11 protein-coding genes and 6 tRNA genes are annotated in these 13,899 nt (G+C 39.3%); 15 read left to right on the plus strand and 2 right to left on the minus strand.

What is annotated here, in order from left to right:
• The first annotated feature begins 3 nt into the window (after nt 1-3).
• The gene (locus tag B096_RS0107200; protein ID WP_018580075.1) at nt 4-858 is read left to right on the plus strand and encodes a patatin-like phospholipase family protein; all 855 of its coding nucleotides are present in this window, start codon (nt 4-6) and stop codon (nt 856-858) included.
• Here B096_RS0107200 and B096_RS0107205 read toward each other — a convergent pair.
• Nucleotides 848-1,507, minus strand: a complete 660-nt coding sequence (locus tag B096_RS0107205; protein ID WP_026254152.1) for an RluA family pseudouridine synthase — start codon at nt 1,505-1,507, stop codon at nt 848-850. The two genes, B096_RS0107200 and B096_RS0107205, sit on opposite strands and share 11 nt — an antisense overlap.
• Complete coding sequence (locus tag B096_RS0107210; protein ID WP_018580077.1) at nt 1,488-2,345, minus strand: class I SAM-dependent methyltransferase; 858 nt, start codon at nt 2,343-2,345, stop codon at nt 1,488-1,490. The genes B096_RS0107205 and B096_RS0107210 overlap by 20 nt, the downstream gene beginning before the upstream one ends.
• Nucleotides 2,346-2,474: 129 nt before the next feature.
• On the opposite strand from B096_RS0107210, the gene B096_RS0107215 reads away from it, so the two are divergent.
• The 14 genes from B096_RS0107215 to B096_RS0107280 all read left to right on the plus strand — a co-directional run bounded on the left by B096_RS0107215 (nt 2,475) and on the right by B096_RS0107280 (nt 13,832).
• Nucleotides 2,475-4,622 (plus strand): ATP-dependent helicase, encoded by a 2,148-nt coding sequence (locus B096_RS0107215; RefSeq protein ID WP_018580078.1) that lies wholly within the window; start codon nt 2,475-2,477, stop codon nt 4,620-4,622.
• Entirely contained in the window at nt 4,619-6,598 is a 1,980-nt protein-coding gene (ligA, locus tag B096_RS0107220; protein ID WP_018580079.1) for an NAD-dependent DNA ligase LigA, read from the plus strand. Before B096_RS0107215 ends, ligA begins: the two co-directional genes overlap by 4 nt.
• Complete coding sequence (locus B096_RS0107225) at nt 6,595-7,701, plus strand: CamS family sex pheromone protein (protein ID WP_018580080.1); 1,107 nt, start codon at nt 6,595-6,597, stop codon at nt 7,699-7,701. The genes ligA and B096_RS0107225 overlap by 4 nt, the downstream gene beginning before the upstream one ends.
• 8 nt (nt 7,702-7,709) lie before the next feature.
• Nucleotides 7,710-8,006 (plus strand): Asp-tRNA(Asn)/Glu-tRNA(Gln) amidotransferase subunit GatC, encoded by a 297-nt coding sequence (gatC, locus tag B096_RS0107230; RefSeq protein ID WP_018580081.1) that lies wholly within the window; start codon nt 7,710-7,712, stop codon nt 8,004-8,006.
• Nucleotides 8,003-9,355 carry an amidase family protein gene (locus tag B096_RS0107235; protein ID WP_018580082.1) on the plus strand — a complete coding sequence of 451 codons (1,353 nt, stop codon included), beginning with the start codon at nt 8,003-8,005 and terminating at the stop codon, nt 9,353-9,355. The genes gatC and B096_RS0107235 overlap by 4 nt, the downstream gene beginning before the upstream one ends.
• Nucleotides 9,355-10,770, plus strand: coding sequence for an Asp-tRNA(Asn)/Glu-tRNA(Gln) amidotransferase subunit GatB (gene gatB / locus B096_RS0107240; protein WP_018580083.1), 1,416 nt, complete (start codon nt 9,355-9,357; stop codon nt 10,768-10,770). The genes B096_RS0107235 and gatB overlap by 1 nt, the downstream gene beginning before the upstream one ends.
• Before the next feature lie 38 nt (nt 10,771-10,808).
• Nucleotides 10,809-11,486 carry a hypothetical protein gene (locus tag B096_RS0107245; protein WP_018580084.1) on the plus strand — a complete coding sequence of 226 codons (678 nt, stop codon included), beginning with the start codon at nt 10,809-10,811 and terminating at the stop codon, nt 11,484-11,486.
• 89 nt (nt 11,487-11,575) lie between these two features.
• On the plus strand, nt 11,576-12,784 hold the full coding sequence (locus B096_RS0107250) for an O-antigen ligase family protein (protein ID WP_018580085.1): 1,209 nt from the start codon (nt 11,576-11,578) through the stop codon (nt 12,782-12,784).
• A gap of 65 nt (nt 12,785-12,849) precedes the next feature.
• Nucleotides 12,850-12,925: transfer RNA gene (locus B096_RS0107255), tRNA-Asn, on the plus strand.
• A 5-nt stretch (nt 12,926-12,930) separates the two neighbouring features.
• Nucleotides 12,931-13,006: transfer RNA gene (locus tag B096_RS0107260), tRNA-Glu, on the plus strand.
• A 315-nt stretch (nt 13,007-13,321) separates the two neighbouring features.
• Nucleotides 13,322-13,397 (plus strand) — tRNA-Asn (locus tag B096_RS0107265).
• 6 nt (nt 13,398-13,403) lie between these two features.
• A tRNA-Glu gene (locus B096_RS0107270) sits at nt 13,404-13,479 on the plus strand.
• Between the two features lie 195 nt (nt 13,480-13,674).
• A tRNA-Asn gene (locus B096_RS0107275) sits at nt 13,675-13,750 on the plus strand.
• Between the two features lie 6 nt (nt 13,751-13,756).
• Nucleotides 13,757-13,832 (plus strand) — tRNA-Glu (locus B096_RS0107280).
• Nucleotides 13,833-13,899 lie beyond the last annotated feature (67 nt).

Here is a 13,899-nt window from a genome sequence, read left to right on the forward strand (position 1 = left end):
AAAATGGAAAAAATTGGTTTAGTATTAGAAGGCGGAGGTATGCGCGGTGCATACACAGCAGGTGTTTTACACTGGTTATTACAAGAAAAAATTGAATTTGATTATATCGTTGGGATTTCATCGGGAGCTTTATACGGAGGCATGTTTGCGTTAGGTAAAGGCGAAACCCTAAAAAAATCTGCCATCAATGTTGCGGCAGATAAACGAAATGTAGGTATTAAATCCATTATGGCTGAAAAGACATTGGTAGGTTACGATTTTCTCTATAATGCAGTTACAAAAGATTTGGATTACCCGCTTACAGAGATTAATACAATTCCTGGCAAGTTTGATATTGGTGTTTATGATATTGCGGCTGAAAAAACGATTTGGATTAATAAAGAAGCTTTGGCAAAAGAACCGCTATTTATTAAAGCTGCCTGCACCTTACCGGTTGCAGGGCGTGCAGTCTGGATTGATGGTAGGAAGTATATGGACGGTGGAATTACGACTATGATTCCCGTTCAAAAAAGTATTGATGAGGGATGTACCCGCCATATTGTTGTCACCACGAAATCTGCAGATTACGTACGGAAGGACCAAGGATTTGCGCAAAAAATGTTATTACGCACCGTGTATCGTAAATCACCGAAACTAGTACAAGATTTTGAAAGTCGTCGTGATGTTTATTATGAAGAGCGTGCGCTCATTGATAAACTAGTGGACGAAGGAAAAGCGGCTTATATTTACCCAACTCAAGAAGTGGGTGTCGGCCGCTTTAAAGGAACTGAAGCACAGTTCGAAGATTTATTTAAAATGGCACATGACGATTGTGATGCGCGACGCGCAGAAATCATGGCCATGGTTTCTAAAGATTAAATGGAAATTCCGAGGGCGTATGACTGGTAAAGGTCATGCGCTCTTTTGTTATGGGATGATCAAAACTTAATTCTGTTGCCCATAAAGCAATTTGTTGTCCAGGGACGGATTGCTTATTGTAACGTGCATCACCCCATAAAGCATGTCCTCGTGAAGCAAATTGAACTCGTATTTGATGGGAACGTCCTGTTACGAGTTTAATTTTTACACTGGACAGATTTGTCTCGGGGTGGTAATGTGCCTCGATAATATGCAATTCTGCATACTTGCCATCGGGATGGTTTTTGTCCACAACATAAGAGGTGTTTGTTTTACGATTTTTAACCAACGTATCGCGATATGTCATCGCTTCGACATAGCCGGTACACACAGCGGTGTAAGTCTTATCAAGGGTTCGAGTTCGGACTTGGTCACTTAATCGACCTGCAGCTTTTGATGTTTTTGCGAAGACCATAATGCCGCCCACGGGGCGATCAAGACGGTGGACTAGTCCCACATAAACATTTCCAGGTTTGTCATACTTAATTTTAATATACTCTTTTACGGCACTTAGTAAATCGTGATCGTTACTGTCATCACCCTGTGAGGGTTGGTTTGGTTTTTTTTCAACAACAATAACGTGGTTATCCTCATAATAAATTTTCATCATAGCACCACCGTGTTGTTACACCACAAGGGAGGATGGTATCCATGGTTGTGATGGGTAGACCAATCGCTTCACTGTGGGTGTTAAGCGGAAATTGTTGTTCTCTTAAGGCATCATTTAAAGCGTGACGCACTTTTTTAGGGGAAAGATTGGTTGTGTAAGTGTTGAGAACGACAAACAAAGCGTTTGGATCTAAAAGTTCCATCGCTGCATCAAGTAAGGGTTGGAGTTGATCTTCAATTTTCCAACGTTCACCTTTGGGACCCCGGCCAAAACTTGGAGGGTCCATGACAATGCCGTGGTAGGTTCGACCACGACGTTTTTCGCGTTCAATAAACTTCATCGCATCCTCAACAATCGTACGAATTTTTTTATCCTCTAAATCGTTCAGTTCAATATTTTCGCGTGTCCAAGCAATCATACCTTTAAGGGCATCGATGTGGACAATCTCTTCGACATTTTCTTTGGCGCAAGCGATTGTGGCACCCCCTGTGTAACCAAATAAATTCAAAATTCTTACGGGTTCATTATGGGAACGTATTACAGAACGCATCCAATCCCAGTTTACAGCTTGTTCAGGGAAAATACCTGTGTGTTTAAACGATGTGGGACGGACATTGAATTTTAAATCACGGTAACGGATGACCCAACTATCGGGTAACGTTTTGGTGAAATGCCAACCCTCTTTAAAAAATGCATCAATTGGCATGCCAGGAGTTACCGGTTTCCATGTTGCAACGGGATCGGGACGGCGCACAATAATATCATGATAGCGTTCCGTTTTGGTGCCATTGCCGGCATCAAGGACTTCAAAATCCGTCCATTCAGTAGGGACTCTCATACTCTTACCTCAGTTTCTAAATATATTCATCCATATTATAGGTTACAAAGGTGTTTGAGCGCAAACATTTCCTTGGTAAATGTCACTCAGTCAAACGGGTGAATATGCTATAATGTTAGCGGTGATAAAATGGATTATATTCAAGGATTAAATAAAGAACAAAAACAAGCAGTATTAACAAATGCAAAACATGTACGTGTGATTGCGGGAGCAGGAAGTGGTAAGACTCGGGTTCTCACAACACGGATTGTACATTTAATCGCAGATCTTGGATATTATCCTTCAAAAATCTGTGCAATTACATTTACAAATAAAGCTGCAAATGAGATGAAAGAACGTATGGAAGCGATGTTGCCGGATGCGATTCGTGTTCACACATCGACAATTCACTCCTTATGTGTTCGCATTATTCGGGAAGAGTACGAAGCATTAAACTTGGTTCGTAACTTCACGATTTTAGACACGTCTGATCAGCAAGCTGTGATGCGGGAAGCGTATAAACAATTTGAGTACGATCGAAAGGATATTTCTTTTCGAGAGGCACTAACATATATTTCCAATAATAAATTTGCTGGTGTTGATGTGAGTCAGGCAGAACGCATGGCGGGATCAAACTATCATGAACAAAAAAAAGTGAATTTATATCGTTTTTATGTAAATCGTTTACGTGAACTTTTTGCTTTGGATTTTGACGACTTACTCCTTGAGGTCAATCGATTATTTAAAGAAAACTTGGAAGTAAGAGATAAATGGCGTCGTCGATTCGATGTGGTCTTGGTGGATGAGTTTCAAGATGTGGACCATGTCCAATATGGCATTGTTGATGCGCTTGTGGGGGAAGAAAACCAATTGTATGTAGTTGGAGATCCAGACCAAACAATCTATACATGGCGTGGCGCCAATGTGGATTTTATTATTGATTTCGATAAAAAATATCCAGATTCGGAAACCATAACCTTAAACCAAAATTATCGTTCCACACAGCATATTCTCGACAGTGCGAATACGCTCATTAAAAATAATAAAGATCGACCTGATAAAGCGCTGTATGCAAATAAAGAAAGTGATTTTCCTGTTCAATATGCAACCTTAGATGATGGTGATTCTGAATCTTTTTGGATTGCAAACCGAATGTTGGAGTTGCATGATCAAGGGGCATCTTATTTAGACATGGCAGTGTTATATCGGTCAAACTATCTCTCACGTGCCCTTGAAAAAGTATTGATGTCACGCAGTATTCCTTATGTGATTTATGGAGGGTTGCGCTTTTACGATCAAGCAGAAATAAAGGATATGATGAGTTATCTGCGCATGATTACCCACGGTGATGACCTCGCTTTAAGACGTAGTATTGCAATACCACGTCGCGGTATTGGTGAAAAAACCTTAGATGGGATTATGCTTCAAGCACGAGAACGAGATCTGACAATGTATGAAAGTATGCTTTACGATGTGCATCATCAACAGGCAACCCCTAAAATTCGAAATTATGTGATGATGATTGAAGATTTTCGTGAAGTTGCGCAAGAAGCATCGATTGAGTACGTTATGCAGTATGTCCTCAAACGAAGTGGACTTCGTGAACATTTTGAAAAAATACAAGAACTTGAGCGTGTTGAAAATTTGAAAGAACTTATTTCCGATGCACTTACGTTTCAGGAAAATTATGAAAATCCGAGTTTGGATGAATACATCCAAATGGTAAGTCTTTACGGCGACAAGAGTGAAGTTGTTGAGGGTGAGTATGTGCGCTTAATGACGGTGCATGCTGCCAAAGGACTCGAGTTCGATAATGTCTTCATTATGGGACTATCCGATAATATTTTCCCTAATAAAAACAGTATCCAAGAAGGATCTGGAGGGATTCAGGAAGAGCGTCGCTTGATGTATGTTGCGATTACACGTGCGAAAGAACGCCTGTTTTTGTCAAATAACAATGGTTATAACTTTGTGGCGGGTGGTTATGCCCGTGCATCACGTTTTATTAAAGAAATGCACTTAGATGAAAAAACCGAATCGACTCAATCGGAAACAAACATCGATCGTAGTGAGGTGCAAGAGACACTCAGTTCATTCGAACGTGGATCAGGACTCACTCAGTTACGTAAAAAAATTAAATTTAAAAGTGGTGACCAAGTTGTGCATGATGATTTTGGGGAAGGCATTGTGATACGCGTTGATGATGAAACGATTAAAATTGCCTTTAATTTCCCTCATGGTACAAAAGTAATCTCACGGAAATACGCAGGCATTCGATTGAAGGGAGACATGTCATGAGTAAAGAACGCATTTTAGAATTACGTAAACAATTACATCAGTATAATTACGAATATCATGTGTTGGACCAACCGACCATTCCTGATACTACTTATGATCAGATGCTCAAAGAGTTGAATGACTTAGAGTTGGAACACCCAGAACTTTTTGATGCAAACTCACCTACACAAAAAATTGGCGGAGTGGTATCCGATCGATTCTCAAAAGTAACGCATCGATTTCCAATGTTTTCGTTGGGTAATGCGTTTTCACGTTCTGATTTAGAAACTTTTGATACACGCATCCGATCACAGTTTCCCACCGTGTCCTATGTAGTGGAATTAAAAATTGATGGTCTTGCAATGTCCATTGATTATGAGGATGGGTCATATACCCAAGCAGTAACGCGTGGAGATGGAACAATTGGTGAGGATGTGACCCAAAACATTCGTGTTATTGATTCGATTCCACTGCGTTTGAATGTAGAAGAAGATGTGACTGTTCGTGGGGAAGTATTTATGCCGGTTAAATCATTTACACGTGTAAATGAAACCCGTAAAGAGAATAATGAAGCTCTGTTTGCAAATTGTCGGAATGCCGCTGCCGGTACGATTCGACAGTTGGACTCTAAAGTAGTTGCAAGCCGTGGCTTGGATGGCTTTTGGTATACACTGGTGAATGCCAAGGAATTGGGTGTTCAAAGTCAATACGAGGCGTTATCTTATCTTAAAAATATAGGATTTAAAGTGAATCCTGAAATTCGTAAATGTGACTCCATTGACGCGGTCTGGGCGCGCATTGAAGAGATTGAGCACATGCGTGCCGAATTGCCGTATGACATCGATGGTGTTGTGATTAAAGTTGATGACTTTGCAATGCAAGATGCACTCGGATTTACAGTAAAGACTCCAAGATGGGCGATTGCTTACAAATTTAAAGCTGAAGAGGTAAAGAGCAAGGTTGAGGATATTTTCGTGACCGTTGGTCGTACTGGAAAAATTACCCCGAATGCAAAATTAACGCCTGTACAGATTTCGGGATCGCTAGTGGGTTATGCAACCTTGCATAATGAGGATTATATTATTAATAAAGACATACGCATTGGAGATGATGTCATTGTTCGCAAAGCGGGCGAAATCATTCCTGAAATTGTTTCGGTTGATGTGACTAATCGTACAGAAGACATTAAGCCATATGTATTCCCAGAGGAATGTCCAGTTTGTTTAGGACATTTAGTTCGGTTTGAAGGTGAAGCAGATCATTACTGTGTTAATGTCGATTGTCCGGCAAAGGTGTCGGAAGCGTTAGTACATTTTGCTTCTCGTGAAGCAATGAATATTGATACACTCGGGGAAAAACGGGTTTATCAACTCCATGAAGCGAAGCTACTTAACACAATTACGGATATATATACGTTGCATGAAAATGTTGAAGCTTTGACTCAATTGGATAAACTTGGACCCAAAAGCGCAGAAAAATTACTGCAAGCAATTGAATCGAGTAAAGAAAATTCAGTTGAAAAATTAATTTTTGGGCTTGGGATTCGCCATGTAGGGGCGAAAACCTCCAATGTACTTGCGGCTCATTATCGTTCAATTGAAGCCTTGATGAATGCGAATTATGATGAACTCATTCAAATTGATGAAATCGGAAGTGTTATTGCAGAATCTGTTGTTTCATTCTTTGAAATTGATCATAATCGTGAATTAATTCAAGATTTACTTGAACGAGGATTAAATGGGAATTACAATCATGTAGTGACATCGAGTAAATTTCAAGGGATGAAGTTTGTACTGACTGGTACGCTTCAAACAATGGGACGTGCAGATGCGAAAAAAATGATTGAATCGTTGGGAGGTAATGTTTCAGGTAGCGTAAGCAGCAAGACGGATGTAGTTGTCTATGGTGAAAGTGCTGGCTCGAAACTTATCAAAGCTCAAGAATTGGGCGTTAAAACATGGACAGAAGAAGAATTCTTAAATGAGGTGAACTCATGAAATTAAAAAAACTGATGATTTTAGGTTTAACAGGACTCCTTCTCTTGACGGGGTGTGCAAGCCAGGAAAACAAACCCGAAACGGAAAAAGAAAGTGTTTCGGTAATTCAGGGTGGTAAAGGCGAATATTCAATTCTAACGCCGTTTAAAACATCACCTTTACGACAAATCTATGGATCCAACTTTCGTGAGGTTGATATGATTGAAATTGGTCGTCGTTTACAAGATAAATCAAAAGACCACTTTAATCCGTCAAACTATAATATCTCGGAAGGCTCTATTATTAATGATGAACATTATGATCAATTACTACGGCACGAGTCGAAGAACTATCCATATGGGCTTAATCCCGTTGACGGGACTGAATTCACTGAAAAAGGTCGGAAAATCCAAAATCCAACTTTTGTTCGAGATGTGGTGGAGGTCAATTTCCATTCTGGTAAGGATATCAATAAACTCGACGGAGTAGGTATTGCGCTTGTCATGAAACGTGTTCAAACTGAAGCGGGGACAGGGCTGCCGATTCGTTTATCGGATGAAACGCTGTATGAGGTAGCTCGTACATCAATTGGGAATCGACTGATTTCATACTTACGTACGATCGAAGGGATGAGTGACGTACCAATTTATCTTGTGCTTTATGCTCAAGAAAGTGATACTGACACATTACCAGGGAAATATTTGCCCGGTCGTGTAATTGGCGAAGGCTTTTTTGAATCACGTGGTGGTCAGTTTGAACAAACCAATGAGAAGTGGACGTTATTAGGGACTCAGGAAGCATCTGAAGAATACCCAGAGACATCCTCAGATTTTTCGGTGTTTAAGCGTGAAGTCGTTGATTTTATGAACGATGAAAGCATCGGTGTTACCGGTAAGATGTTTGTTATCGACAAACGTGTGCAACAATTAGACATTGATCTAACAACGGGCGCTAAGACTTATCTTGAAATCTATGGGCTTGCTCAGTATGTATCCGAACGTATTAGTGCCTTTTCAGATATTCAAGCTCCCATTACGGTAAACATCAAAGTTTACCAAAATTCGCGCATGATTGTGCGTAAAGAACCCGGTAATAATAAACCGGTCATTATTACAGTAACTTAGGAGGATTTATGAAAAATTTAGATAAAGAGCTCATTGAAAAATTTGCTTCCGATTTGATGTTTCGCCTAACTGACGAAGAACTCGAAATGGTTGCAGCCAATGCGCCGGTTTTTGAACGTTATGTTAATAAAATACAAGGTATCGACACTCAAGGTGTTGAGGTTATGTCCTATCCATTTGAAATGGAGACAACATGGCTTCGTGAAGATGAGCCCGATCATGTCATTGACCAAGCACTTGCATTTGAAAATGCACCACGTGTTGATGGTGATTATTTTGAAATTGTAAAGGTGGTTAACAAATGAGTAAAACAATTGATGAAATTATCGCAAATTTAAAAAATGAAAATAAACGCCTAAATGCGGTTGTAAGTTTTGTAGAACCTCAAGAACCTCAAGAAGGCTTGATTACAGGTTGGGACATTGCTTTAAAAGACAATATCAATATGAAAGACACACTTACAACTGCAAGTTGTAAGTTGCTCTCCAATCATCAATCAATCTACAATGCACATGTTGTGGATCGTTTGATAACAGAGGGGGCTGTGATTGTTGCGAAAACATCAATGGATGAATTGGGAATGGGTGGTACGAATTTATCTGCCATTACTGGACCGGTATACAATCCTTATGATGTTTCCCGTATTTCTGGGGGCTCCTCAGGGGGTTCAGCGGCTCTTGTTGGGGCGAAAGCGATTCGTGCAGCATTGGGAAGTGACACGGGCGATAGCGTGCGAAAACCCGCTGCATATTGCGGTGCGGTTGGGGTAAAACCAACATATGGACGTATTTCCCGATATGGTGTGATTCCTTATGCATCCTCACTGGATCATGTTGGCTATTTCACCCAAAACGTTGCGGATGCCGCACGCCTTCTAGAAGTCTTGGCAGGTCGTGATGATCGTGATATGACCAGTTCAATGGAACCGGTTAAAGCATATTCCGACTTACTTGACATGGATCTTAAAGGAAAACGCATCGGAATTTTCAAAACTGTAGAGGATTCCATAGAAAACACAGAAATTAAAGCAGCTTTTGAAGCGTTTAAAGAAAAATTATCGGCACAGGGTGCAGTCTTAGTTGAAAAAAATGTGGACCAAACATTGATGCGTACCATGTTACCGGTTTACAGCGTCATTTCAAATTCAGAAGCCGTTGCAAATCACGCCAATTTAGACGGGGTTCGTTACGGATTATCACAAGATGGTGATTCACTTGAAGAAATTATGAAAAACACACGGACCAATGGCTTTAGCAGCCTCATTAAACGTCGTTTTATCTTTGGGGCATTTGCATTGGATGATGCAAACCAAAAAGATGTCTTTGACCAAGCTAAAAAAGTGCGTCGTTTATTAGTGAATGCTTATGCGTCTTGCTTTGATGATGTTGATGTTATGGTAACGATAGCATCAGGAACCATTGCTCCAAAATTGGATGGTTCGACAATGGATGAATTATCGGATGCTTATTTAATTGGTGAAAATCATATGGTAATCAATAACTTTAGTGGCTACCCAAGCATGACGATTCCACTCGACCTCGTAGAGGGCTTACCTGTAGGAATCAATATTTCTACCCAACCGTTTACGGAAGACATCATGTTTGCATATGGTCATGCATTTGAGTCGATTATTGACTGGAAAGGGGCTTTCTAATGGGATACGAAGCAGTTATTGGAATTGAAATTCATTGTGAGTTAAAAACACAGACAAAAATGTTCTCCGGAGCACCTTTGGGATACGGTCAAAAACCGAATACAGCCATCAACGAAATTGATTTAAGCTATCCTGGAACCCTTCCACAACTTAATAAACAAGCTGTGAATTATGGTGTTCGTTTATGTAAGGCACTCAATTGCGAGATTGATGATTTAATCCGCTTTGATCGTAAAAACTATTTTTACTCAGATTTACCAAAAGGTTATCAAATTACTCAACAATTTTTCCCACTTGGACAACATGGGCATTTTGATGTGCTTGTAGGGGAAACGTTAAAAACAGTTCGCATCAATCGCATTCATATGGAAGAAGATACTGCTAAGCAATTTCATGAAGGTGAAAAAACGCTGATTGATTTTAATCGCGCAGGAACGCCTTTACTTGAAATCGTAACGGAAGCAGATTTTAGAACCGGCGAAGAAGCAGCAGCATACGTTGATGCATTGCGACTATTAGTTGTTTATCTTGGTATTTCTGATGGACGTATGGATGAAGGGTCGTTACGTTGTGATGTGAATATTTCTTTGCGCCCAGAAGGTCAAGAAAAATTTGGTACTAAGGTTGAAATTAAAAACTTAAACTCAACAAACAATGTGCAAAAGGCCATTGAATTTGAAAGCCTACGCCAAGCAGAAATTTTAAATAAGGGTGATCAAGTTGTAACGGAAACACGTCGTTTTGATGAGAAAACACAAGAAACCGTAGCGATGCGTACTAAAGAAACTGCTGTGGATTATCGCTACTTTGTAGAACCAAATATTGTTCCTGTACGTATTGGTAAGGATATCTTAGAACAAACGCTCGTGGAACTTCCAATGGCGCGTATTCAACGTTATCAAGACGATATGGGATTGAGTCTTTATGATGCAAACGTATTGGTTAAAAATCCCGAACTTTCATCTTACTTTGATAAAGTTGCAGCCAAAACGAGTGAGTATAAACTGGTCGTAAACTGGCTTACTCAAGATGTTTTAGCGGTTTTAGATCAAAAAGGGGATCGCACCTTTGAAGCATGGTTGAACTGTGACCACTTTGTAGACTTCATTAATGCAATCCAATCTGGATCCATTAACTCAAAACAAGCGAAACAAGTGTTTGCTAAGTTTATTGAAGGGGAATCGCCTAAAGAAGTTATTAAAAAATCCGGAATGGTTCAAATTAGTGATGAAACAACAATTACTGCATGGATTGAAGATGTTTTAGTTCAAAATCCGCAAGTAATTGAAGACTATAAAAACGGACTGGATAAATCGATTAAATTCGTCGTGGGTCAGGTGATGAAAGTATCTAAAGGTCAAGCGAATCCACGTGTTACAAATCAACTCGTCGTGAGTGTGCTTGATAATAAATAGAAAATAATATAATATTTAGGTGCATAAGGAGGATCGCAATGACAAAAAAAATGGATCCAAAGCAGAAACAAGAAGTTAAAGTTAAAAATCAAAAAACAAATAAAAAACATGACTGGTCTTATTATGCAATCATTATCTGTCTTGTTTTAATCCTAATTCCTACACTGTGGCTGGGATTCACAATTGTGAAAGCTTCCATGGAGTCCGGTAAACCGCTGACAGGACAACGATTCACAAATGATCATGATCCTGCGATTACGTCAGAACTTCAAAAGAATGTTGAAGATGTATTGAAAGAAAGCTCAGAATTTGAACAAGTCAGTGTTTCCTTAAAGACTGCTACATTACGAATTCAATTGAAAATGAAGCCAGATACATCAAAAGAAGATGCGGAAGCTTTAATTCAATCAGCTTATGATCAGGTTGTAGCGGTGTTACCCGTTGAATCTTATTTCAAAACAGAGGGTTCTAAAAAACAGTATGATTTAGAAATTAACCTTTATAACTTTACAGATGTGAACGAAGATAATCGTTCAGATTTCATTTATTACCAATTGATTAAAAACGGAAATATGGAAGAGAAGCAGATCCAACTCGTTTCAGAATCAAAAGATACAGAACTTGTCGAACGTTTAAAAACGGAACAGGCAGAAGCAAAAGAAAAAAAAGCAAATGAAAACGGAGAACCGTCGAAAGAAGAGAAAAAAGAAGAGTAAACTATAGTGATTTCGCTTAATTAGATGGCTTCTTTGATAAAAGTGACACTATTGTAATAGTCGTCACTTTTTAATGTGGTAAAATATGTATGATGAAAATAATTAAAGACTTTTGTAAAAAAGTAGGGACACGCTTATCTGAGAATGTCATATTCTTAATGATCATGGTGTTATTCTTACCAGACTATTTGTTATATCCCGCAGTTATTGTCGCAGGTGTTTTTGTTTTGTATGAGTGGATACGCTACAAGGGCTATAAATGGAGTACGTTTTGGATCCTTTGGGCTTATCTCTTAATTGTTGCTTTGGTGAATAAAAATATGCAAGGTGTCATGGGAACGCTTTATCTTGTGATTATAGTTGCCTATGCATTCGTATTAAATCGACGGATGGGACCAAAGGAATATATGAAAATGCAATATTATATTGTGTGGTGTTCGTTATTCAATTTTTTCTTCAACTTTATTCGTTGGAGACCGTCTTGGTATAAATCATTCATGGGCTTATTTGACGGAGTCATTCAAATGGGGCATTTGCCATTTTATGGGGATGGATATTTTAGAGCGTATTCGACATTTGATAATCCAAATCTGTATGCTTTCATCCTTTTGATTGTTTTATTGGTTTGTTTTAACCAATTACAATTCCAACTTACATTTAAAAACTATCGCTTGAGTGCCTTTTACGCTGGGGCGTTTATCATTAATTTATATGCAATGTTTTTAACGGGGACGCGTTCAATTGTGGTTGCTCTTATGTTTGGCCTTTTAACAGTAATCCTCGTGCAGAAAAAGTGGACCCAATTTAAAGTCTTGATTCTATGTGGTGCGCTCTTGACACTCTTTATTCTTATGCGTCCTGACCTTTTTCCTCGTTTTATGCAAATTGCAGAGCACAGTGGCATTCGCTTGGAAATCTGGGATAAAGCAATCCATCAAATTATTAAAGAACCATGGTTTGGTAAAGGAATGTTTACGTATGCTTTATTGTTCGATAATATTGATGCGCATAACATTTTTATTGAAAGCTTTTTAAGTTTTGGAATCTGCGGAACATTTATCCTCGTTGTATTTTTAATTGAAAAACTACGTGATATTTATTTAAATGCATATTATTTGGATTATCCACTCGCGTTGGGGGTGTTAGTCGCGACGATCATGTATGGCATTTTTGATATACCCCTTTTTGCAGTTCAAACCAGTCTTCTATTTGTGGCGGTTTTCTGTCTCCCAAGACGGAAACCATCTCAAATTACGCAGTCTGAACCATCCCATATTAAATTTATTCAAAAAACTTAAACTATTTTTAAAATATGCTTGTCAAGGCAATATTAGTATGGTATATTTTATAAGCACTTGGCGATGCTTGTTTAGCTCAGTCGGTAGAGCAACTGGCTGTTAACCAGTGGGTCGCAGGTTCGAGTCCTGCAACAAGCGCCATTTATGGCCCGTTGGAGAAACGGTTAACTCACATGCTTTTCACGCATGCATTCACGGGTTCGAATCCCGTACGGGTCACCATAGTGTAAATAACAAACCTCATCCTTGTGATGAGGTTTTTCTTTGGTTTCAGTTTATGGACGTTAGAAGCAGGCCTAAGCGACGTAATATGAGTCCCTTGAATTGGATAGGTCCTTATTGGTTTGCCTTGTATTTGGCTTTTATCGACCTCTCAGTTGAATTTTAATCGAAGCGAGATCCAATGAGAATCATAAATTATCAATTCTGGTGCCGTTAAATCACAGGTTTAATCTTTCTCAAAATAATCAATTATTTTTACTGAAAAAGGTTGCTAAGTCATTGGGTGTATGTTATATTTTATGAGCACTTGGCGATGCTTGTTTAGCTCAGTCGGTAGAGCAACTGGCTGTTAACCAGTGGGTCGCAGGTTCGAGTCCTGCAACAAGCGCCATTCTATGGCCCGTTGGAGAAACGGTTAACTCACATGCCTTTCACGCATGCATTCACGGGTTCGAATCCCGTACGGGTCACCATAGTGTAAATAACAAACCTCATCCTTGTGATGAGGTTTTTCTTTGGTATGCTTCGGAATGTGATCCGACTAAAAAACAAAAAATATGTGACTGATATTCACAGAATATAAAGAACTTAAAAAAGTATGATTAATTTGTGAAATAAGGCTTGCCAAGGTATCGTGAGTGTGTTATATTTTATGGGCACTTGGCGATGCTTGTTTAGCTCAGTCGGTAGAGCAACTGGCTGTTAACCAGTGGGTCGCAGGTTCGAGTCCTGCAACAAGCGCCATTCTATGGCCCGTTGGAGAAACGGTTAACTCACATGCCTTTCACGCATGCATTCACGGGTTCGAATCCCGTACGGGTCACCATAGTGTCAATAACCTCACTTCTTAGGAAGTGAGTTTTTTTTGCGAATTTTGGAGATTTGTGTGTTTT

This window comes from Erysipelothrix tonsillarum DSM 14972, assembly GCF_000373785.1.
Classification (GTDB): domain Bacteria; phylum Bacillota_I; class Bacilli_A; order Erysipelotrichales; family Erysipelotrichaceae; genus Erysipelothrix; species Erysipelothrix tonsillarum.